We start from the raw sequence: 21,777 nt of genomic DNA on the forward strand, positions 1-21,777 counted from the left end.
GGACAGGTCCTGCGGTGAATCGCTATTCGCAGGTTCGGTAGTACCGCTTCCACAGATCAGGAGAACAGATCATGACGCAACGTATCAACTACTTTCAACAATCGCCGGAACTGACCAAAAAGCTCGTCGAGCTCGACGGGTTGTTTCAAAAGACGACTATCGAGGCGCCGGTCCGCGAGCTCGTCGAGATTCGGGCATCGCAGCTCAATGGCTGCGCATTCTGCGTCGACATGCACATCAAGATGGCAAAAATCCACGGCGAACGCGAACTGCGCGTTCATCACGTCGCGATCTGGCGCGAGTCGCCCCTGTTTTCGCCGCGCGAGCGTGCCGCGCTGGAATGGACCGACGCGCTGACCCACCTCCCCCCGCACGGCGTGCCGGACGACCTCTACGAGCGCGTCCGTGCGCACTATTCCGAGAAGGAGTTGTCGGATCTCACTGTCCTCGTGGGCGCGATCAATAGCTGGAATCGGCTGAATGTCGCATTCCGCATCGTGCCCGGCTCGTTCGACAAGATGTTCGGGCTCGACAAGGCCAACCTGGAGTGACGACATGAAGCGCATCATGCTTGTTCTTGCGCCGCTCGTATCGTCGCTGCTGATGGCCGTTCAGCCGGCCGCCGCCGCACCGCAAGCCAAAGTCACGCCGCTGACCACGGAGCCGCTGCCCGAGTATCCGGGCAAGGAAGTCCAGATGATCGTCGTGGATTATCCGCCAGGCAGCGTCGATCCCGTTCATCGTCACGATGCGCACGCCTTTGTCTACGTGCTCGACGGCAGCATCGTGATGGGCCTGAACGGTCACAAGGAGGTCACGCTCCACGCTGGCGACACGTTCCACGAAGGCCCGGAGGACGTGCACACGGTCGGAAGAAATGCCAGCAGCACGAAACCGGCAAAATTCATTGTGCTTCTGATCAAGAACAAGGGCGCGCCGGTCCTCACGCCGGTGAAGTAGTGCAATCGTTGTCGAGGCCCGGCAACGCCGGGCCGCTTCTACCGATGTCGCAATCGATCTGACCGGCTGCGCAAGGGCTTGAATGCGCCCGGCGTGCAGTAGACCGAACACTGCCGCGCGAATCGGCATCGAATCTCCCGTCGAAAACGCGCGTCCGATGGCAAGCAAAGGCTGGGGAAGCGCGATCGTCTCCTGACGATCGGCGCAACGACGGCCGCGCGCGTGGCGGAAGAACGACTCAGAAAGTCGGGGGCGAAATGGCCCAGATGACGACCGCTTCCACGTTGCCCGGATTGCGGTAGCGATGCGGCAGGCGCGACGAGAATGCGACGGAATCGCCTTCGCCCAGGATGAAGTGCTTGTCGTCGCCGATCCAGATTTCGAGCTGGCCGGATTGCACGTAGCCCACTTCGTCGCCCTCGTGCGAATAGCTCTGCCTGCTTTCCGCGCCGGGCGGGAGCCGCGTATAGAGCAGTTCGAGCTGCAGGTCCATGCGCGGCGTCAGCAGTTCGTCGACGACGCCCTGCTCGTACTGGATCTGCAGCCGGCCGCCCCGGCGCACGACGTAGCCGCGCTCGTCGACCGGCACCGGGTTGTCGCCCGAGAAGAACCATTGCACGGTCACGCCGAGGGTCTTCGCGATGTTGACCAGCGCCGCGACCGACGGCGAAGCCAGATTGCGCTCGAGCTGGCTGATATAGCCCGCAGACAGGTTCGTGCTGTCGGTGAGTTGCGTCAGCGTCATTCCCCGGCGCTTTCGCAAGCCCCGGATCCGGTCGCCGAGGAACGGGCTGGGAGACGCATCGTCAGACGCAACGGATGTCATGTCGGCGCGGATATCCTTCTGTGTGGTCATGCGAGTGATAGGCTTGAGCCTCTTGCCGGGGACGGGCACGAGCGCGGGTCTGTTTCCGAAGGTGGAAGGATACGCCAACGGCGCGCCTGCACCGGCCATGCGCGATGCGCGCGGAACGAACGACGACATTTCGACGCCGAACGGAGGATTGCTGCCATGAACTGGTGGAAACGGTTGTTCGGAGGCCGGCCGCTGGAGCCGGCAGACAGGCCGGCAGACAAGCTGTCAGAAACGGACACCGATGCTGCAGGCAAGCGCCCCGAGACCGGCGCGGCTACGCCGGCGCCGGCTTCGTCTCCTGCCGCCCGGACGGGAACAACCAACACTGGCCGCACGAAAAGGAAATCGTTACCCAAGAACTTCGAGGAGTTGCTGGCGGAAGGCGACGTCGCGAAACTGCGGGCCGTCTTCGATACCTGCGATCCAAACGCGCGCGGTGGATACGGCAAACAGACGGCGCTCGCATTCGACTTGTGCCCGGACGCGCTTGCGCGCTGGCTGGTCGAGCAAGGCGCCGACCTGTCCGCGACCGACCTGCGGGGCAACACGCCGCTGCACGCAAGGTCGCGCAGCCGCCGGGGGCGCATCGATGTGTTGCTGGAACTCGGCGCCGACGTCAACAGCGACAGCGCGTCGATCGGCACGCCGTTGCACGCGGCGGCCGCTTCGTATCACGTCGAGCATGCGCGATTGCTGCTTCAGCGGGGCGCTCACGTCGACGCGCTCAACAGGGAACGGTTGACGCCGCTCGAATTGGCGCTGCGCGGCTGCAGCAACATCGATCTGGAACGCGTGGTCCCGCTCGCCGTCGCGCTGCTCGATGCCGGTGCGCAGCGGACACCCCGGATGAAGGAATTCGTCGACGCGATCGGCAAGCGGTTCGAGTTTCATCGAGCGGGCTTCAATCCGGATTCGGTCGGTGCTGCAAGCGGCGCGCTCGATCGCCTCTATGCGCTTTTCGATGTGCGGCCTGTGCCGCGCCGCCGGATGCATGACGGCCAGTCACGCATCGTCGTCAGCGCGGATTCGTGGCAGGCGCAACACCAGGAACTGTGGGAACTGCTGGTCCCCGCATCGGGCCATGCGGCGACGATCCAGGGCGAAGTGATCCGCGTGTCGGGGCGTATAGCCCACGAGCTTGAAGGCAATGGCGGTTGCAACTGGGACGCCGATTTCAACAAGATGGCCGACGCGTTCCTCGCGTACATCCAGGCGGGCAATCCGTTGACGCCATCGGATTGCGAGGACGCCGCGACCGTCGTCGGCAACGTGAAAAGCCAGTCCGGTGATCCAATGCGCCTGTGCGAACTCGCGGTCGCGTGGGTGCTGCTGAATCCCGCGCCGATCAGTCTGGAAAGGCCACCGTCATACCGGCGTTGAGGCTGCATCTCCGCAGTCTCTGCTCATCCTGCTCTCGGGAGTGCGAAGTTCTGTTCCGGCTTCGCACTCCCGCAGAGGATGTCACTGCTTACATCGACGAGCCCTGGGCCGAAGCCGAGCCCTTCAAGCCGACCGACGCGCCACCCTGAACTGCCGCAGCCGTGCCATCGAGCGCTTCGCCGGCCTTCGCCTTCGCGCCGCCGACGACATCGCCCGCCGTCGACATCGCGCCTTCCGCGTGATTCTTCGCCGAACCCGCGACGTGCTTCACGTGCTGCTTCGCCGAGTGGGTTGCCGACGTGGCAGCGCCCTTCGCCGATTCGGCTACCGACGTGGCAGCGCCCTTCGCCGATTCAGCTGCCGAACCGACTGCGTTCGTTGCGCCGCCAACCACGTTGCCGGCTGCTGCGCCGACGCCGCCGACGGCCTTGCCGACGCCGTTCACCGCGCCGCCGACGAGGTTGCCCGCCCCTGCGCCCGAACCCGCGGCATTCGCGCCGGCACCTGCCTGCGCACCGGCACCGACGCCGAGAATCGGCGTCTGCACGTTCAGGCCGGCGCCTGCCGAACCCTGTGCGCCCGTCTGGGCAGTCTGGGCAAAAGCAGCCGAGGTCGCGAACGCCGTCAGCGCGGCACCGAGCAGCATCGTACGAATCTTGTTCATGGTTTTCTCCCCAAAGACAGTGTTGGTACCGGCCGCATCGTCGCGGCCCGTCGAGTTCCTCGCCGCACCGTGCGGCAGGTGGAGCCACTCTACCGGGCCTCGATCGAGAAATCTCCGACTCTTGATGACTGTTACGCTCGTTGCAAATGCTGACGATTGACTAACCATGTTTGACAGTTGGCGCGTGATAGCCGACAACGGATAACGCGTACGAGCGTTGCGGCGCGAAGAAACGTTTCAAACGACGCGCGGTGAACAGGTTCACCTGTTCGATCATCACAGAATGGTCACCAACGTGATCGAACGCTGCGTTCGCCCAAGGTCATCACGAAGGCAAGCGCTACTCGGTAATTTTCAACAGCGTGATGAACGACATGTCGACGAGCGGCGATGATCGTGCAGTCGGCAGCACGCGCGTGTTCGTGCAATCGAGTAAATCCCGGATCAAGCCTCGCGGATGCGCGGGCCGACGCCGCCACACTATCCACAGTTTCGCTGGACAACCATGTGGAAAACCCGCCGCCTCCCTTTCTGCACAAGGCTTTGAGTCGCGTGCTCAAAGAACGGGCAGCCGACCGGGTTCGACCGGCGCGAGGCGGTCTTCGACACGACAACGAGCCAGTTGTCAATGACGCTCGGCGCTCGCATGCATCGCATCGATTGTCTGATCGATCGCCGCCTGCATGATCAGGTCGGGTTCGAAACCGAACGCATCCTTCGACGCGAACCCGCAACCGGGTCGACCGCTGCGCGTCACGACTTTGTCGGAAAAGTCGCGTACGTCGTGCCGATTCGATGCACCGAGACGTCGACCGGAATCGCGTCGGCTACTTGCGCGAATGGTTCATGATGCACCACCGCGTGACCGAGTCTCGATGGACTTCGAAGATGCGGTCGATGTCGGACTCCGACGCCGATCGCATTTCAAATGCAGACATCCCGAATCCTTTGTGCCCGGCCGCGATGCGCGTCGAAAAGATCGCGGCTCTTCCGATTGCGATTGGAAAACCGGACAGCACGCGCCGATGCGAATGCATGGTTTCAATCCCGCGTACATGCCTGGCTAATCGTCGACGGGAAACCGTCCGCGTTACCGCCAGAACCGTGAAAGACGGCAAGCCAGCGCGCGCGCCGCGTTGAATATTCTCATCACTTTGCACGCACATTGATCAGTGGACACCCCTCGTCCTGCGTTATCCATTCGCGCTCGGCTGCCGGCCCAATCGAATACCGGCGCGATCCGTTCACTAGGGAAAATACCGACGCCTCCTTACAAAAATTTTATTGATGATGCTGAATGCCGGTATATCCTGACGTTTCGAACCGATCCAGTCTTTCAATTCGATTGACGAGACCGTAATTGCTGCGCCGCGAAACACGATTGCCGGGCACGGCCGTCATCCCGAGAATCGAAACACGCGTCGTGTTCGAACCCTCGGGTGTTCAATACTTTCAACAATCCAGTCGAGTGTAATCGTGAGAGTCCGTGGCCCTCTGGTGAGGTGGAATCGAGGCGATGCGCGAAGTCTGCGCAGCGCGGCATCCCCTTCCGACGGCAATTTCGGCTTGCATGGTCCTCGCCTGCATCTGTCGATCTACACGATCCTGTCCCGTCGCTCCGTCCGTCGCCACAATGCCGTCTCCGCGCGCGCGTTCGTCGCGATCCATACCGACGACGTGGCATCGCTGCTGCCTTAGCGCCTCTTTTCTCGTCGCATCGTCCTTAGGTGTCCTGAGTCGTCACCGCGTCGCATGACCGGTGACGGATCGCGCTCGCGCGTGGATTCCCGCTGCGCCCGTTCGTCAGCGGCCTTGCGCATCGCGCACTGCTTGGGCGCCTCATCAGGCAACCCGATTGAAGTCTTGAAAAGGAAACTCCCCATGCGTATTCGAACGCTTCGCCGCGCCCTTTCAACCGTCGCCATCGCGTCGATCTCCGGCGTCGCCGTACTGTCCGGCACCCCGGCCCATGCCGCCGGCGAACTGAACATCTACAACTGGTCCGACTACATCGCGCCGGACACGATCCCGAACTTCCAGAAGCAGACCGGCATCCGCGTCCGGTACGACAACTACGACAGCCACGACACGTTGCAGGCGAAGCTGATGTCGGGCAATTCGGGCTACGACGTCGTCGTGCCGACGTCGAACTACATGGCCAAGCAGATCCAGGCCGACGTCTACCGGAAGCTCGACAAGACGAAGCTGCCGAATCTGTCGAACCTCGATCCGCTGCTGATGAAGATGGTGGCCGACGCCGATCCGGGCAACCAGTACGGCGTGCCGTGGGCGTACGGCACCGACGGCATCGGCTACAACGCGCAGGCCGTGAAGAAGGCGCTCGGCGACAACGCGCCCGTCGACAGCTGGGCGCTGGTCTTCGATCCGGCCAACATGGCGAAGCTGAAGCGCTGCGGCGTGTCGTTCCTCGACCAGGCCGTCGACGTATTCGCCGCGACGCTGCAATACATGGGCAAGGACCCGAACAGCACGAACCCGGCCGACTACCGCGCCGCGTACGAAGTGCTCAAGAAGGTGCGTCCGTACATCACGCAGTTCAACTCGTCGGGCTACATCAACGATCTCGCCAACAACGACCTCTGCGTCGCGTTCGGCTATTCGGGCGACGTCGGCATCGCGCACCGCCGGTCCGCGGAAGCGAAGCGCCCGTACGACATCAAGTTCGCGAATCCGAAAGAAGGCGGGCTGCTGTGGTTCGACATGATGGCGATCCCGAAGGATGCGCCGAATCAGGACGCCGCGCTGAAGTGGATCAACTACGTGCTGGATCCGAAGGTCAATGCGGCGATCACCAACACGGTGTTCTATCCGACCGCGAACAAGGCCGCGCGCCAGTATGTGAAGCCCGCGATCGCGCGCGATCCGGCCGTTTATCCGGCGGACGAGGTGCTGGGCAGGATGACGCTGCTGAAGCCCGTGTCGCCGGAAATTCGCCGGCTTCAGAACCGTCTGTGGGCGCAGTTGAAGACCGGGCGTTGAGCGGTGGCATGCAATACGGGGGGGCGGCGATCACGGGACTGCGCACCACGCGGCCTCGTGACCGGACGCAACGCGCCGCGGTCCGGCTCCCGAACGCGACATGCCGCTCATTGCGGCCCCGCATGCCGTACACTCCGTGCTGTCCCAGTCACCTCCAGCGGAACGCCCGTGTACTCGTCCACCTTCATTTTCAAGGCCGGTCAATACGACGATGAATTCCATCGTCTCGACCAGCAGATCGCCGACGCCGCGCGCGCGATTCCGGGCTATCTCGGCGAGGAAACCTGGGAGAACGCCGGCAGCGGGCTGATCCAGAACATCTATTACTGGGAATCCGAGGAAGCGCTGATGCAACTGATCCGGCATCCGTCGCACCTCGAAGCGAAATCGAAGCAGGCACGCTGGCTGGACGGCTACCGGGTCGTCATCGCGAAGGTGCTCCGGGAATACGGAGATGGCGCGATCGTCAGGCGGAATCCCGGCCAGCCTGCGTAATCGACCGGTCGCAGTACGTCGGACGGCTGATCACGCCCCCCTGCGCACGCTGCGCGGCGAAATATTTCGCGGTGGCGAGACCGATGCCGGTCCCGCCGCCGCTCGCGACGACTAGCTGCTCCATTTCACGCTCCTGTCTGATTGCTGCCCGACGACTGCCACTGCGCCGTCGACGATCCCAGCGCGCTCGCCGGGTATGGCCACGCGACCGGCGCCCCGTCGATCTGCAACGGCGGCGCGATCCTGCGCGCCGGCCCCCACGAAGTCTGCTCGGTATGCGCGGCAAGGTCCGCGGGCCCGTCCGGCACGAGCGGCACGCAATCCGCCACCGATCCCGGATTCGAGACGAGCCATGCCGCGGTCCGCGCGAGCGACGCGCGGGCCGTCGTGGCGACGCCATCTCGCAAACGCTCCGTCAACCCGCGGATGACCGCCGCGGCCATCAGGTAACCCGTTCCATGATCGATGCCCTGGACCGGCAACGGCACCGGATGATCCTTGCCCGTCGCACGCATGCCGGCATCCGCAATGCCTGTGCTCATCTGCACGATGCTGTCGAACCCGCGCCGCCCGCACCACGGGCCGTGCCAGCCATACGCATCGAGCGATACGTCCACGATCCCCGGATTCAGCGCCCTTCTGCTGTCGGCGTCGAAGCCGAGACGCGCCAGCGCGTCGGGACGATAGCCGTGCACGACGACATCCGCGTCGCGCATCAGCTGCGCCAGCGTCGAGCGCCCCGCCTCGCGCTTCAGGTCCAGCCGCGCGCAGCGCTTGCCCAGCACGACTTCCGGCACGACGTTCGGCTCTTCCCAGCCATACGGATCGATCCGCAGCACATCGGCGCCGAGGCCGGCCAGGAAGCGGGTCGCGACCGGCCCCGCGAGAATGCGCGTCAGGTCGAGCACGCGAATGCCGGCAAGCGGCCGGTCCGGCGCGGGTTGCCAGCCGCTGTCGGGCACGTCCGTCCCGTTCGTGTGCTTCCTGCGCTCGAGCAGCGGCTCGGCCGCGACGGCCTGCCCTTGAGGGTGCGCCGCCCATTCCTGCATCGTATGCATCGTGGCCGCGCAGCCGCCGCGCTCGACGATCGCCGTTTCGAGCGCAGTGGCGTCCCAGTGCGCAATCGCGTCCGCAACCGACTGCGCGTCTGCGCGGCAGCCGAGCACGCTCAACGCAGCGTCACGGTGATGCGGCGCGTTGGTGTGCAGCCGGATCCAGCGATCCCGCGCGCGATAGTTTCCGGCGATCGGATCCCATTGAGGCGGAAGCGTCCACCCTTGCGGACGCAACGACGTGCCGAACCAGAGCGACGCCAGACGCCGATCGACACGCACCTCGGGCAGGCGCCCGGTCACGACAGACAGCAGCTCGGCGGCGGCAACGCCCGCCGCGCCAATGGCCGCTGTCGCGAGATCGGACACGCGAAACGCGGAAACCAGATCGCCGGAACCTGTCAGCTCGATCGCGCGCAGGTGGTCCGGATCGCCGTCCACGGCACGCCAGATTTCCGACATGAAACGGAATACCGGATCGCCGTTGTCGGCGAGCGTCGTTTGGGTCTGTTCGTCGGCGTACATGATGGCCTCGGGTCGGTTGCGTACATCAAAGATCGTTTTGCTCGCTTTAATTGTCAACGTTGATTATTCTGGTCAACCCATCGATCGACCGGTGCGCACGGTGCCGAACTACCTGAACTCGACCGAAGCAGCGGAGCGCCTCGGCGTGTCGCGTCAGACGCTGTACGCGTACGTCAGCCGAGGCCTGCTGCGCGCCGACAGCAAAGGCGGCCAGCGCGAAAGCCGCTATCTCGCAAGCGACGTCGAGCGTCTCGCCAACCAGCGCGCACGAGGCCGCAAGCCGAAGGAAGTCGCACGGGCGGCGCTCGACTGGGGCACGCCCGTCCTCGAGTCGTCGATCACGTTGATCGAAGGCGGCCGGCTGTCCTATCGCGGTGTCGACGCGCTGGATCTCGCGGCGACCGCGAGCGTCGAAACCGTCGCGGCGCTGCTGTGGCAGTGCGATGAACATGCCGCGTTCGGCGATCGCGCGCCGCCGTCATCCGCCGCGATGCCCGCGCTGTTGAAGCGCTATGATGGCCGACGTGCAGAGGAATCCTTACTGCTACGCTTCACCGTCGCGAGCGAGGATGCGCCGACGGCGATCTGGCAGCAATCCGCACAACGGCAGGCGCAGGGCTGTGCGGATCTCGTCGGGATCATGGCTGCGTGCCTGCTCGGCACACGGCCCGATACGGCGCCGATCCATCTGCAATGTGCGCGCGCATGGGGTGTCGACAAACGCGGCGCCGAATTGATCCGGATGGCGCTCGTGCTCTGCGCGGATCACGAATTGAACGCGTCGAGCTTCACGGCCCGCTGCATCGCATCGACCGGCGCGAGCCTGCGCGCGGCCGTCATCGGCGGGCTCGCGGGGTTGACGGGCGGGCGGCACGGCGCGACCACCGCGCGCGGCGAAGCGCTCTGGGACGAACTCGGCGACGACGACATCGAACGCAGGATGCGCGAGCGCCTGTCTCGCGGCGACGACCTGCCCGGGTTCGGACACCCGCTCTACCCCGATGGCGACGTACGGGCGATCGCGCTGCTGGCGCGCGTCCTGCCGAGCCACCCGAAATGGCGGCACATCATCGACCTGGGGGCTTCGCTCGTCGGGCAACAGCCGTCCGTGGACTTCGCGCTCGTCGCGGTGCGCCGGCATCTGCGGCTTCCGGTGGGCGCCGCGTTCGGGCTGTTCGCGCTCGGCCGCACGGTCGGGTGGATCGCGCATGCACTGGAGCAACGTCAAGACCCGGCACTCATCCGGCCACGCGCGATCTATACGGGTGCGCGGCCGGATGAAACCGGCGTGGAAGCTGCGCGCTCCGGCACGAACAGGTCACGAAGGAAACGTCCGTCGACGCACGGCGCGATTCCCGCCGAAGACGTGCTCGCCGCGCTCTTCAAGGCGCGTTAGGCGAGCGCAACCTCGTCGATGTGCCAGACGCCGCAGATCGCATATCCGGTGCCCGCTTGGCGGTCTGGCGCTCAGATGTGCAGCGCGTGGCCCAGCGCGCGCAGCGCCGCCTCCTGCACCGCTTCGCCGAGCGTCGGATGCGCGTGGATCGTACCGCCGACGTCTTCGAGCCGCGCGCCCATCTCGAGCGATTGCGAGAACGCCGCGGCCAGTTCCGACACGCCGCGTCCGACCGCCTGCCAGCCGACGATCAGGTGGGTGTCCCGCCGCGCGACCACGCGTACGAAACCCTCCGTCGCCTGCAGCGTCATCGCGCGGCCGTTCGCGGCAAACGGGAACGACGCGCTCAGGCAGTCGACGCCGGCCGAGCGCGCGTCGTCGGGCGACCAGCCCGCCGTCACGATCTCCGGGTCGGTGAAGCACACGGCGGGTATCGCCGCGGGCATGAACCGCCGGCGCCGGCCGGCAATCAGCTCCGCGACCATCTCGCCCTGCGCCATCGCGCGATGCGCGAGCATCGGTTCGCCCGCGACGTCGCCGATCGCCCACACGCCGCGCATCGACGTCCGGCATTCATCGTCGATGCGCAGCGCGCGGCCCGCGCGCTCGAGCGGCAGCGTCTCGAGACCGAAGCCGTCGACGCGTGGCCGGCGGCCGACCGCGACCAGCACGCGATCGGCCGTCAGCGTCCGCTCGGTGCCGTCCTGCGCCTGCACGCGCACCGCGCCGTCGCCTGCGAGGCCGAGCACCTTGTGGCCGAGCAACAGCCTGACGCCCTGCCGCAGCAGCGAATCGGCTACCGGCTTGACGAGTTCGGCGTCGTACGCGGGCAGCACGCGGTCCGCCGCTTCGACGACGCTGACGTCGACGCCGAGCTTGCGATAGACGGTGCCGAGCTCGAGGCCGATGTAGCCGGCGCCGACGACGACCAGCCGCTTCGGCAGCGTGGCGGGCGACAGCGCCTCGGTCGACGACACGACATGGCCACCGAACGGCATCGACGGCAGCGCGACGGGCTCGGAGCCCGTCGCGAGCAGCAGATGCTCGCAGCCGATCCGCGTCGTTTCGCCGCCCGCGACGACCTCGACCGTCTTGCCGTCGATCACGCGCGCGTCGCCATGCAGCACGCGCACACCGTGCTTCTTCAGCAGCGCGCCGACGCCACGCGTCAGCTTCTCGACGATGCCGTCCTTCCATTCGACGCTGCGCGCAATGTCGATCTCCGGTGCGCGCACGCGGATGCCGAGTGCCGCCTCGCCGGCCTGTTCGCGCGCCTGCTCGAATGCGTCGGCGACATGGATCAGCGCCTTCGACGGAATGCAGCCGATGTTCAGGCAGGTGCCGCCGAGCCGATCGCGCTCGACGAGCATCGTCGGAATGCCGAGCTGCCCCGCGCGGATCGCCGCGACATAGCCGCCCGGGCCGCCGCCGATCACGAGCAAGGTCGTATTCAGGTTCTGCATTGTGCTCACTCCACGAACAGCAGGGCCGGGCGCTCGAGCAGCCCGCGCACCGCCTGGATGAATTCGGCTGCGTCCATGCCGTCGACGACGCGGTGATCGAACGACGACGACAGGTTCATCAGCTTGCGCGCGACGATCACGCCATCGCGGAACGCCGGCCGCTCGACGATGCGGTTCACGCCGACGATGCCGACTTCCGGATGGTTGATGACCGGCGTCGACACGATGCCGCCGAGCGGACCGAGGCTCGAGATCGTGATCGTCGAACCGACGAGCTCGTCGCGCTGCGCACGGTTTGCGCGCACCGCGTCGGCGAGCCGCGCGATCTCGGCCGAGATCGACCACACATCGCGCGCCTCCGCGTGACGCAGCACGGGCACGGTGAGGCCCGCGTCGGTCTGCGTCGCGACGCCCATGTGCACCGCGCCGTAGCGGGTCACGACGCCCGCCTCGTCGTCGTAGCGCGCGTTGATCTGCGGGAAATCGCGCAGCGCGATCACCATCGCGCGGATCAGCAGCGGCAGCACCGTGAGCCGGCCGCGCGATTCGCCGTAGCGACGGTTCAGCTCCGCGCGCAGCGTCTCGAGCTCGGTGACATCGACTTCCTCGACATAGCTGAAGTGCGGGATGCGCCGCTTCGCTTCCTGCATCTTGCGCGCGATCGCGCGGCGCAAGCCGATCACCGGCACCTCGGTCTCGTCGGTCCGCTGCGCATAGCCGTGCGCGGCCGCTACGCCGGCCGGGCCGCCCGCCTGCACGTAGGCATCGAGATCGTCGTGCAGGATGCGGCCGGCGTCGCCCGTGCCGCGCACGTAGCGCAGCTCGACGCCCATGTCCCACGCGCGTTGGCGCACCGCCGGCGAAGCGAGCGGCCGTTCGCCCGGCGCGAGCGCGACGCGCGGCTGCGCCGCGTGCTCGGCCCGTCGCGGCGCAGCGTGTGCGGCGCTCGCACGACGGTCCGCGCCGGCCGGCCGGTGCGCCGGCGCCTCGACCTGCGCGGCGACGGGTGCCTCGACCGGCATCGCTGCCGGCGCAGCGACAGCCTGCTTCGGCTCGTTCGCGTGCGCGTCGGCGCCGGGTTTCAGGTTGCCGTCGCCTTCGACCTCGAGGCGGATCAGCTCGCTGCCGACCGCCATCGACTCGCCGATCCTGCCGCCGAGCGCGATCACCTTGCCGGTGACGGGCGACGGAATCTCGACCGCCGCCTTGTCGGTCATCACATCGGCGAGCGGCTGGTCCTCCGCGATCGTCTGCCCGACTTCCACATGCCAGGCCACCAGCTCGACCTCGGCGATTCCTTCGCCGATATCCGGCATCTTGATGACGTGTACACCCATGTCAGGCCTCCATGACTCGCCGCAATGCATCGCCGACCCGGCCCGGGCCGGGGAAATACGCCCACTCCTGCGCATGCGGATACGGCGTGTCCCAGCCGGTCGTGCGTTCGACCGGCGCCTCCAGGTGATAGAAGCAATGCTCCTGCACGAGCGACACGAGCTCCGCGCCGTAGCCGCAGGTGCGGGTCGCCTCGTGGACCACGACGCAGCGCCCGGTCTTGCGCACCGACGCGACGACCGTGTCGAGATCCAGCGGCCACAGCGTGCGCAGGTCGATCACCTCGGCGTCGATGCCGGTCTCCGCCGCCGCCGCGAGCGACACGTGAACCGTCGTGCCGTAAGTCAGCACCGTCACGTCGTTGCCCGGGCGCACGATGGCCGCCGAGTCGAGCGGCACGGTGTAGTAGCCCTCGGGCACCGCGCTCGCCGGATGTTTCTGCCACGGCGTGACGGGCCGCTCGTGATGGCCGTCGAACGGCCCGTTGTAGAGCCGCTTCGGCTCCAGGAAGATCACCGGATCGTCGTTCTCGATGGCCGCGATCAGCAGCCCCTTCGCATCGTACGGATTCGACGGCATCACCGTGCGCAGCCCGCACACCTGCGTGAACATCGCCTCCGGGCTCTGGCTGTGCGTCTGGCCGCCGTAGATCCCGCCGCCGCACGGCATCCGGATCGTCAGCGGTGCGGTGAACTGCCCGGCGGACCGGTAGCGCAGCCGCGCGCCTTCCGACACGATCTGGTCCGACGCCGGGTAGAAGTAGTCGGCGAACTGGATCTCGCACACCGGCCGCAGCCCGTACGCGCCCATGCCGACCGCCGCGCCGACGATCCCGCCTTCGGAGATCGGCGCGTCGAACACGCGCGACTTGCCGTACTTCGTCTGCAGCCCCTCGGTGCAGCGGAACACGCCGCCGAAATAGCCGACGTCCTGGCCGAACACGACGACGTCGTCGTCGCGCCCGAGCATCACGTCCATCGCGGAGCGCAGCGCCTGAATCATCGTCATCGGCTGCGTTCCCGTCGTCGTTGCTTCCCGTTCTGCCATCATCACGCTCCCAGTTCCTGACGCTGCCGGCGCAGGTGCGCGGGCAGTTCCTTGTAGACGTCGTCGAACATCGACGCCGGGCTCGGGATCCGCTCGTCGGCGAGCGAGCCGTACTGCTCGGCCGCCTTCTGCGCGGCGATCACTTCGGCCTCGAGCTCGGCCGCGAGCGCGTCGTGCGCGCTGTCGGACCAGATGCCCTTCGCGATCAGGTGGCGCTTGAAGCGGTCGATCGGATCGCCCAGCGGGAAATGCGTCCAGTCGTCGCCCGGCCGGTATTTCGACGGATCGTCCGACGTCGAGTGCGCGCCGGCGCGGTACGTGACCCATTCGATCAGCGTCGGGCCGAGGTTGCGGCGCGCGCGCTCGGCCGCCCAGCGCGACGCGGAATACACCGCGAGGAAGTCGTTGCCGTCCACCCGCAGCGACGCGATCCCGCAGCCGACGCCGCGCCCGGCGAACGTCGTCCCCTCGCCGCCCGCGATCGCCTGGAACGTCGAGATCGCCCACTGGTTGTTGACGACATTCAGCACGACGGGCGCGCGATACACGTGCGCGAACGTGAGCGCGGTGTGGAAATCCGCTTCGGCCGTCGCGCCGTCGCCGATCCAGGCCGACGAGATTCGCGTATCGCCCTTGATCGCGGACGCCATCGCCCAGCCGACAGCCTGGATGAACTGCGTCGCGAGATTGCCGGAGATCGAGAAGAAGCCCGCGTCGCGTTCCGAATACATCACGGGGAGCTGGCGGCCCTTCAGCGGGTCGCCTTCGTTCGACATCAGCTGGCAGATCATCCGTTCGAGCGGCACGTCGCGCGCGATCAGGATGCTCTGCTGCCGGTAGGTCGGGAAGCACATGTCGCCGTGCTGCAAGGCCATCGCATGCGCGGCGCCGATCGCCTCCTCGCCGAGGCTCAGCATGTAGAAGGAGATCTTCTTCTGGCGCTGCGCGATCAGCATCCGTGCGTCGAAGATGCGGGTCTTCAGCATCGTCCGCAACCCGGCGATCAGCTGCGCGTCGTCGAGGTCCGGTGCCCACGGGCCGACGGCTGCGCCGTGCTCGTCGAGCACGCGCACGAGGCTGCGGGCGAGATCGGCGGTATCCGCCGCCGGGACATCGATCGGGGGGCGCCGGACGGAACCGGCCGGCGATAGATGCAGGTAGGAAAAGTCGGTCTTGCAGCCCGGGCGCCCTGTCGGCTCCGGCACATGCAGACGCAATGGCTCTGACAGGCTCATTCGTGTCGTCTCCACGCTCGATTGTGTCTCACGCTGATATAGAGGGACGCGCGGCCGGTTGCCGGTCCGTGCGCCATGCTGCGCCGCGGGCGAATCAGCCTGCAGCGCGTCGCGAATCCGGCGCGCGGATAAGCGCGCCAGATCGTCAAAGCTAAGCAATGTCGGGCCGGCCGTCGATGCCCAACCCGCTCAATCGCGGTGAGCATATTTGCCATGCCGTGGTGGCGAGGGGGCGGGCGCGCCCCCGATGACGGACGCACGCACCATTCGTCACGCGCAAGCGTCCCGAACACTTCGGATAACTACATGTTTGCTTCCGGCCGACACAAGACGCAGCGAGCCGCCGCCGACGTCGCCGGCAAGGTTGAACGGCACGAGCGCAGCCATCCGGCCACGCTCATGCACCACTGCGCCTTCAATGACCTCGCGGATCCGGACGAAATCGGACGCCCCGGATCCGCGCTACCGCATCACGCGATCCGTTCGATCGCGATCGCGGTCGCTTCGCCGCCGCCGATGCACAGCGACGCCACGCCGCGCTTGAGGCCGTATGTCTCGAGCGCCGCGAGCAGCGTGACCATCACGCGCGCGCCCGACGCGCCGATCGGGTGGCCCAGCGCGCATGCGCCGCCATGCACGTTGACCTTGTCGTGCGGCAGGTCGAGATCATGCATCGCCGCCATCGCGACCACCGCGAACGCTTCGTTGATCTCGAACAGGTCGACGTCGCCAAGCCGCCAGCCGGTCTTCTCGGATAGCTTGCGCAGCGCGCCGACCGGCGCCGTCGCGAACAGGCTCGGCTTGTCCGCATGCGTCGCGTGTCCGACGATCACGGCCTTCGGCGCGAGGCCGCGCTTTTCGGCTTCCGAGCGGCGCATCATCACGAGCGCCGCTGCCCCGTCCGAGATCGACGACGAGTTCGCGGCCGTCACCGTGCCGCCTTCCCGGAACGCCGGCTTGAGCGTCGGGATCTTGTCGAGCTTCGCCTTGCCCGGCTGTTCGTCGATGCTCACCAGCGTTTCCGTCTTGCCCGCGCTCACGCGCACCGGCGCCACCTCGGCAGCGAAGCGGCCTTCCGCGATCGCCTTCTGCGCACGCGTGAGCGACGCGATCGCGAACGCATCCTGCGCTTCGCGCGTGAAGCCGTAGGATTGCGCGCAATCCTCGGCGAACGTGCCCATCAGGCGGCCTTTGTCGTAGGCGTCTTCGAGGCCGTCGAGGAACATGTGGTCGAGCACCTGGCCATGCCCCATCCGGTAGCCGCCGCGCGCCTTCGGCAGCAGGTAGGGCGCGTTGCTCATGCTCTCCATGCCGCCCGCGACCATCGCGTTCGCGGTGCCCGCGACCAGCAGGTCGTGCGCGAGCATCGCGGCCTTCATGCCCGAGCCGCACATCTTGTTGATCGTGGTCGCGCCCGCAGCCAGCGGCAGCCCCGCCTTCAGCGCCGCCTGGCGGGCCGGGGCCTGCCCCTGCCCCGCCGGCAGCACGCAGCCGAACACGATCTCCTCGATCTGTTCGGCCGGCAGGCCTGCGCGTTCGAGCGCGGCGCGGATCGCCACCGCGCCGAGGTCGCTCGCGGCGACGGCGGACAGCTCGCCCTGAAAACCGCCCATCGGGGTGCGTGCCGCACCGACGATGACGATCGGATCCTGTGTCGTCATGATTTCCTCTCCTTCAGTATCAGCGCGGTGCCATGCGCAACGCGCCGTCGAGCCGAATGACCTCGCCGTTCAGCATCGGGTTCTCGGCGATATGGCGCACCAGCGCCGCGAATTCGTCGGGCCGCCCGAGACGGGACGGGAACGGCACGCTCTTGCCCAGCGAGTCCTGCACCTCCTGCGGCATCCCGGTCAGCATCGGCGTCTCGAAGATGCCCGGCGCGATCGTCACGACGCGGATGCCGAAGCGCGCGAGCTCGCGCGCCACCGGCAGCGTCATCCCGGCCACGCCGGCCTTCGACGCCGCATAGGCGGCCTGCCCGATCTGCCCGTCGAACGCGGCGACCGACGCCGTGTTGACGATCACGCCGCGTTCGCCGCCGGCATCGGCTTCCTGCTTCGACATCGCGTCGGCCGCGAGCCGCATCATGTTGAACGTGCCGACGAGGTTGATCGACACCGCGCGCGCGAAGCTGTCGAGGCGGTGCGGCCCGTCGCGTCCGACGACCTTTTCGCCCGGCGCGACGCCCGCGCAGTTCACGAGTCCGTCGATTCGCCCGAACGCGTCGAGCGTGGCCGCGATCGCGGCCTGCCCGTCCGCCTCGCTCGTCACGTCGGCCGCCGCAAAGCGCGCCGCCGTGCCGAGTTCGCGCGCGACGCCGGCCACGGCGTCCGCGTTGATGTCTAGCAGCATGGCCCGGCCGCCTTGCGCGACGACCATGCGCGCGACCGCGGCGCCGAGGCCCGAGCCCGCACCCGTGACGACAAATACCCGGTTATCGATGTTCATCCGTTCTGCTCCATTCAGGAATTGGTGCTTTGTTCAACCGCCATCTTGCGCAACACGAAGCGCTGGATCTTGCCGCTCGGCGTCTTCGGCAGCGCGTCGACGAATTCGACCGCGCGCGGATACGCATGCGCGGACAAGCGTTTCTTCACGTGCAGGCTCAATTCGTCGGCGAGCGCCGGCGAGCCCGCATGGCCCGCCGACAGCACGACGTACGCCTTGACGATCTCGGTCCGCTCGGGATCGGGTACGCCGATGACGGCCGCCTCCATCACCGCCGGATGCTCGATCAGCGCGCTTTCGACGTCAAACGGGCCGATCCGGTAGCCGGCCGACGTGATCACGTCGTCCGCGCGGCCGATGAAGCTGATGCTGCCGTCCGGCTCGAGTTCGACGGTGTCGCCGGTGCGGTAGTAGCCGCCGCCGATCGCGGGCGTTTCCTGCTGCCAGTAGCCCGAGAACCACAGCAGCGGCGATCGGGCGATGTCGACGGCGAGCACGCCCGGCTGGTTCGGCCCGAGTTCGCGGCCCGCGTCGTCGAGCACCGCCACGCGGTAGCCGGGCATCGCGAGGCCCGCCGAGCCCGGATGGACCGGGTGCGCGAGCCCGTGATGGTTGTTCACGACCATGCCGGTTTCCGTTTGCCCGTAGTGGTCGTGAATCGGCGCGCCGAGCTCGGTGTCGAACCAGCGGATCACTTCCGGATTCAGCGGTTCGCCCGCGCTGCTGACGACGCGCAGCTTGCCCTTGATGCGGCTGGCCGGCCCGGATCCGGCCGCCATCAGCAGCCGGTAGGCCGTCGGCGAGCCTGCGAGATTGGTGATGCCGAGCCGCTCGATCACGTCGTAGGTGCCTTCGACCGTGAAGCTGCCTTCGTACAGCGTCGTCGCGTGGCCGAGCAGCAGCGGCCCGGTGATCGCGTAATAGAGGCCGTACGCCCAGCCCGGGTCGGCGATGTTCCAGAAGCGGTCGTCGGGACGCAGGTCCACCGCGTCGCGCAGGTACGCGCCGAACGCGAGCAGCGCGTGGAGCGGCACCGGCACGCCCTTCGGCAGCCCGGTCGTGCCCGACGTCGACATCATCATGAACAGGTCCGTTGCCTTGCGCGGCACGGGCTCGAACGTGTCGGGCTGCGCGTCGAGCGCCGCGCGGAAATCGATGTCGCCGGCAGGCAGCAGCGTGCCCCGCTCGCGCACCGTCGCCACCGGCGGGCAATACGCGACGTCGTCGAGCTTGGCCCGGTTCGCCAGGTTGGTCACGACGAGTTTCGCTTCGCTCATGCGCAGCCGGTGCTCGATCGCCTTCGGTCCGAACGCGGTGAACAGCGGCTGGTAGACGGCGCCCGCGCGCCAGACGCCGAGCACGGTCGCCAGCAGTTCCGGCGTGCGCGGCAGCAGGCCGGCGACCACGTCGCCGGGCCGCACGCCCTGTGCGGTGAGGAGGTTGGCGACCCGCGCGGACAACGCCTGCATCTGCGCGAAGCTGAAGCCATGGTGCCGGCCGTTCGCGTCGATCCAGTCGAGCGCCGTCCCGCCGGCCGCCACGTGCCGGTCGCAGCATTCGACGCACGCGTTCAGCCCGCGCGCCAGGTCGCCGTGCAGTTGCGCGGCGGCCGTGCCGATGCTGAATCGGGCCGCCGCGTCGGCGTAAGCCGGCAGCGTGCGGGCGACGGATTGGTCTGACATGGGTGTCTCCTCCCGTTGTATCGCTGCCGCCCTGTCGGTTGGAGTTGGCGCGGCAGATCCGTACCCGATGGTAGTGATCGCCGACATTGCAAACAATGACAAATCGGGACTAGGATCTTGATCGGATTTGCCATGTCGGGAGGTTGGGGGATGGAACGGCAGATGATTGCGCCCGGGTTTGTCGAGGATGCGCTGGCGAGCCTGCGCCGGCAGGGCGTCGACGTCGCGCCGCTGCTGCGCGCGGCCGGGCTGCCCGCCGACGTCGACGCGCCGGTCACGGTCCAGCAATACGGGCGGCTGTGGCTCGCGATGGCGGAGGCGCTGGACGACGAGTTCTTCGGCCTCGCCGCGCGGCCGATGCGGGTCGGCAGCTTCGCGCTGCTCTGTCATGCCGTGCTGCATACGGACACGCTCGAGCAGGCGCTGCGCCGCTCGCTCAGGTTCCTGCGCGTGGTGCTCGACCATCCGCACGGCCGGCTGCAGGTGGCCGGCGGCGAAGCGCGGATCGTGCTCGCCGATGTCGGCGAGCCGCGCCCCGCGTTCGCGTACCGCACGTTCTGGCTGATCCTGCTCGGGCTCGCGTGCTGGCTCGTCGGGCGGCGCATTCCGCTGCGGCGCATCGATTTCGCGTGCCCGAGCCCCGAGCATCGCGCCGATTACAGCCTTTTCTTCGGCGCGCCGGTTCATTTCGGCCAGCCCGACAGCCGGCTGACGTTCGACGCCGCCTTTCTGGCGCTGCCGACGATCCGCTCCGAGCAGGCGCTGAAGACTTTCCTGCGCGGCGCGCCCGCGAATATTCTCGTGCGCTATCGGCACGACACGGGCTGGGTCGCGAAAATCCGCGCGCACCTGAAGGCAATGCCCGCGGCGGAGTGGCCGTGCTTCGACACGCTGGCCGCGCAGCTCGACATGCCGCCCGCAACGCTGCGGCGGCGCCTGCGCGGCGAAGGGCAGAGCTTCGCGGCGATCAAGGACGAGATGCGCAGCGTGATGGCCCAGTCGCTGCTGCGCGACGGCACGCGCAGCGTGGCCGATATCGCGGTCGAGCTGGGGTTTTCCGAACCGAGCGCGTTTCATCGCGCGTTCCGGAAATGGACAGGGCATTCGCCGGGCGGGTTTCGCGCGGATCAGGCGGGGCTGAGTCGCCACGCCGGGCAGGACGACGAACACGTCGCGCGGCAGAGGCGCGGTGACGATGGCGATTGCGATTGAGGTATCGTGCGGGCATGGCCGTCGAAGCCGATGCCGTCGTTTCCGCATCAGCCTGACATTCGAATCCAACAAGAACAGTCATGTCCTATAACAACGCATTCATTCATCCGTCGGTCGGCGTCGTCGGCAAGCTCGCCAACCGCATCGTCGGAAACCGGCCGTTGCTGCGCACCCGCCGCGCGCTGCTGTCCCGGCTCCCGTTCCTGCAACTGGCGAGCGACGTGCAGGACGTCGTTTACTGCACGTGGGCCGTCAACGTTGCGGACGTCGCGCATCTCGTGCCGGCCGGCGTCGCGCTCGCCGCGCGCAACGGCAAGACGCTGTTCACGATCCTGACCTACGCGCATCGCCACTTCGGCCCGTGCGCGGCCGGCCCGCTGCGCCGTGTGTTTCCGTCGCCGCTGCAAAGCAACTGGCGGCTTTACGTCGACATGCTTCCCGGGCAGGTTCCGGCCGAACAGACCGTGCTGTTCGTGAAGAACGTCTTCGACCATCCGCTGTATGCGATCGGCAGCCGGCTATTCAGCGACGCGTTGCCGTCGCATCTCGCGAAGCGCTTCGAGCACGATGCACGCAACGGACGGTTCAGCACGCTGCTGTCGGGTGGGGACGGCAGCGCGCCGGATTTTCGCTGCGTCGCCGAGAAGACGTCGGAACGTGGGCTGCCGGCCGAGCTCGCGCCGTTTTTCGATTCATGGCGCAGCGCGGTGAGCTTCCTGAGCCTGCAGCACAGTGCGCTCGCGCACGTCGAGGATTGCGACGGCCTCGCGCATGCCGGCATCGACCTGCCGATCGACGTCGATGCGGTGGAAGCGCTCAGGCTGACGGAACCGGCAGTCGGCGGCGAATTCCTGCAGCGGATCGGCGCGGTCGGTACGCCGTTCTGCTTCGTCGTGCCGGGTGTTGCGTTTCGGGTGCTGTGGGAGCGGTTGCTTTAGCGTCCGCTTGTCCCGCCGGCGCCGCCCGACACAGTCGCGCACTGTGAACGCGCTCGCGTGGACCCGCGCGCCGATCGCCGACGCCTGCG

The 21,777-nt window shown here is 67.4% G+C and carries 21 protein-coding genes; 9 read left to right on the plus strand and 12 right to left on the minus strand.

Features of this window, described 5'->3' with window-relative positions:
• The first annotated feature begins 71 nt into the window (after positions 1 to 71).
• Positions 72 to 551 carry a carboxymuconolactone decarboxylase family protein gene (locus tag ACV229_RS31810; RefSeq protein ID WP_448087054.1) on the plus strand — a complete coding sequence of 160 codons (480 nt, stop codon included), beginning with the start codon at positions 72 to 74 and terminating at the stop codon, positions 549 to 551.
• Positions 552 to 555: 4 nt separating this feature from the next.
• Positions 556 to 960 carry a cupin domain-containing protein gene (locus ACV229_RS31815; RefSeq protein ID WP_448087055.1) on the plus strand — a complete coding sequence of 135 codons (405 nt, stop codon included), beginning with the start codon at positions 556 to 558 and terminating at the stop codon, positions 958 to 960.
• Positions 961 to 1,198: 238 nt separating this feature from the next.
• On the opposite strand, the gene ACV229_RS31820 is transcribed toward ACV229_RS31815, so the two are convergent.
• The gene (locus ACV229_RS31820; RefSeq protein WP_448087056.1) at positions 1,199 to 1,705 is read right to left on the minus strand and encodes a helix-turn-helix domain-containing protein; all 507 of its coding nucleotides are present in this window, start codon (positions 1,703 to 1,705) and stop codon (positions 1,199 to 1,201) included.
• Between ACV229_RS31820 and ACV229_RS31825 the strand changes: the two genes are divergently transcribed.
• Positions 1,691 to 3,196 (plus strand): ankyrin repeat domain-containing protein, encoded by a 1,506-nt coding sequence (locus ACV229_RS31825; protein WP_448087057.1) that lies wholly within the window; start codon positions 1,691 to 1,693, stop codon positions 3,194 to 3,196. The genes ACV229_RS31820 and ACV229_RS31825 overlap by 15 nt on opposite strands.
• Before the next feature lie 88 nt (positions 3,197 to 3,284).
• Here the strand turns inward: ACV229_RS31825 and ACV229_RS31830 are convergent, their stop codons facing one another.
• Both ACV229_RS31830 and ACV229_RS31835 read right to left on the minus strand, forming a co-directional pair.
• Positions 3,285 to 3,860 carry a hypothetical protein gene (locus ACV229_RS31830; RefSeq protein WP_448087058.1) on the minus strand — a complete coding sequence of 192 codons (576 nt, stop codon included), beginning with the start codon at positions 3,858 to 3,860 and terminating at the stop codon, positions 3,285 to 3,287.
• Positions 3,861 to 4,485: 625 nt separating this feature from the next.
• A complete protein-coding gene (locus tag ACV229_RS31835) occupies positions 4,486 to 4,617 on the minus strand; it encodes a hypothetical protein (RefSeq protein ID WP_448087059.1) in 132 nt (43 codons plus the stop codon).
• A gap of 719 nt (positions 4,618 to 5,336) precedes the next feature.
• Between ACV229_RS31835 and ACV229_RS31840 the strand changes: the two genes are divergently transcribed.
• From ACV229_RS31840 to ACV229_RS31850, 3 genes are all read left to right on the plus strand, one after another.
• Positions 5,337 to 5,558, plus strand: coding sequence for a hypothetical protein (locus ACV229_RS31840; RefSeq protein ID WP_448087060.1), 222 nt, complete (start codon positions 5,337 to 5,339; stop codon positions 5,556 to 5,558).
• 183 nt (positions 5,559 to 5,741) lie between these two features.
• Positions 5,742 to 6,860: a polyamine ABC transporter substrate-binding protein gene (locus tag ACV229_RS31845; RefSeq protein WP_448087061.1), complete on the plus strand. Its 1,119-nt coding sequence runs from the start codon at positions 5,742 to 5,744 to the stop codon at positions 6,858 to 6,860.
• Between the two features lie 168 nt (positions 6,861 to 7,028).
• The gene (locus ACV229_RS31850; RefSeq protein WP_448087062.1) at positions 7,029 to 7,355 is read left to right on the plus strand and encodes an antibiotic biosynthesis monooxygenase family protein; all 327 of its coding nucleotides are present in this window, start codon (positions 7,029 to 7,031) and stop codon (positions 7,353 to 7,355) included.
• Here ACV229_RS31850 and ACV229_RS31855 read toward each other — a convergent pair.
• Positions 7,327 to 7,479 carry a hypothetical protein gene (locus tag ACV229_RS31855; RefSeq protein WP_448087063.1) on the minus strand — a complete coding sequence of 51 codons (153 nt, stop codon included), beginning with the start codon at positions 7,477 to 7,479 and terminating at the stop codon, positions 7,327 to 7,329. The two genes, ACV229_RS31850 and ACV229_RS31855, sit on opposite strands and share 29 nt — an antisense overlap.
• A gap of 1 nt (position 7,480) precedes the next feature.
• Positions 7,481 to 8,932, minus strand: a complete 1,452-nt coding sequence (locus ACV229_RS31860; protein ID WP_448087064.1) for a CoA transferase — start codon at positions 8,930 to 8,932, stop codon at positions 7,481 to 7,483.
• 100 nt (positions 8,933 to 9,032) lie between these two features.
• Here ACV229_RS31860 and ACV229_RS31865 point away from each other — a divergent pair, with 100 nt between their 5' ends.
• On the plus strand, positions 9,033 to 10,328 hold the full coding sequence (locus ACV229_RS31865; RefSeq protein WP_448087136.1) for a citrate/2-methylcitrate synthase: 1,296 nt from the start codon (positions 9,033 to 9,035) through the stop codon (positions 10,326 to 10,328).
• Between the two features lie 71 nt (positions 10,329 to 10,399).
• On the opposite strand, the gene lpdA is transcribed toward ACV229_RS31865, so the two are convergent.
• The 7 genes from lpdA to ACV229_RS31900 form a co-directional block, all read right to left on the minus strand.
• Positions 10,400 to 11,791, minus strand: coding sequence for a dihydrolipoyl dehydrogenase (lpdA, locus tag ACV229_RS31870; protein WP_448087065.1), 1,392 nt, complete (start codon positions 11,789 to 11,791; stop codon positions 10,400 to 10,402).
• 5 nt (positions 11,792 to 11,796) lie between these two features.
• Complete coding sequence (locus ACV229_RS31875; RefSeq protein ID WP_448087066.1) at positions 11,797 to 13,128, minus strand: dihydrolipoamide acetyltransferase family protein; 1,332 nt, start codon at positions 13,126 to 13,128, stop codon at positions 11,797 to 11,799.
• Between the two features lies 1 nt (position 13,129).
• Complete coding sequence (locus tag ACV229_RS31880; protein ID WP_448087137.1) at positions 13,130 to 14,173, minus strand: alpha-ketoacid dehydrogenase subunit beta; 1,044 nt, start codon at positions 14,171 to 14,173, stop codon at positions 13,130 to 13,132.
• A 2-nt stretch (positions 14,174 to 14,175) separates the two neighbouring features.
• The gene (locus tag ACV229_RS31885; RefSeq protein WP_448087067.1) at positions 14,176 to 15,408 is read right to left on the minus strand and encodes a thiamine pyrophosphate-dependent enzyme; all 1,233 of its coding nucleotides are present in this window, start codon (positions 15,406 to 15,408) and stop codon (positions 14,176 to 14,178) included.
• Between the two features lie 470 nt (positions 15,409 to 15,878).
• Positions 15,879 to 17,069 carry an acetyl-CoA C-acetyltransferase gene (locus ACV229_RS31890; RefSeq protein WP_448087068.1) on the minus strand — a complete coding sequence of 397 codons (1,191 nt, stop codon included), beginning with the start codon at positions 17,067 to 17,069 and terminating at the stop codon, positions 15,879 to 15,881.
• Positions 17,070 to 17,088: 19 nt separating this feature from the next.
• Entirely contained in the window at positions 17,089 to 17,856 is a 768-nt protein-coding gene (locus tag ACV229_RS31895; RefSeq protein ID WP_448087069.1) for a 3-hydroxyacyl-CoA dehydrogenase, read from the minus strand.
• A gap of 14 nt (positions 17,857 to 17,870) precedes the next feature.
• Positions 17,871 to 19,538, minus strand: a complete 1,668-nt coding sequence (locus ACV229_RS31900) for an acyl-CoA synthetase (RefSeq protein ID WP_448087070.1) — start codon at positions 19,536 to 19,538, stop codon at positions 17,871 to 17,873.
• Positions 19,539 to 19,688: 150 nt separating this feature from the next.
• Between ACV229_RS31900 and ACV229_RS31905 the strand changes: the two genes are divergently transcribed.
• Together ACV229_RS31905 and ACV229_RS31910 are read left to right on the plus strand one after the other, a co-directional pair.
• On the plus strand, positions 19,689 to 20,750 hold the full coding sequence (locus tag ACV229_RS31905) for an AraC family transcriptional regulator (RefSeq protein WP_448087138.1): 1,062 nt from the start codon (positions 19,689 to 19,691) through the stop codon (positions 20,748 to 20,750).
• Positions 20,751 to 20,830: 80 nt separating this feature from the next.
• The gene (locus ACV229_RS31910) at positions 20,831 to 21,688 is read left to right on the plus strand and encodes a DUF2071 domain-containing protein (protein ID WP_448087071.1); all 858 of its coding nucleotides are present in this window, start codon (positions 20,831 to 20,833) and stop codon (positions 21,686 to 21,688) included.
• Positions 21,689 to 21,777 lie beyond the last annotated feature (89 nt).

The sequence above is a fragment of the Burkholderia sp. MR1-5-21 genome (genome assembly GCF_053427715.1).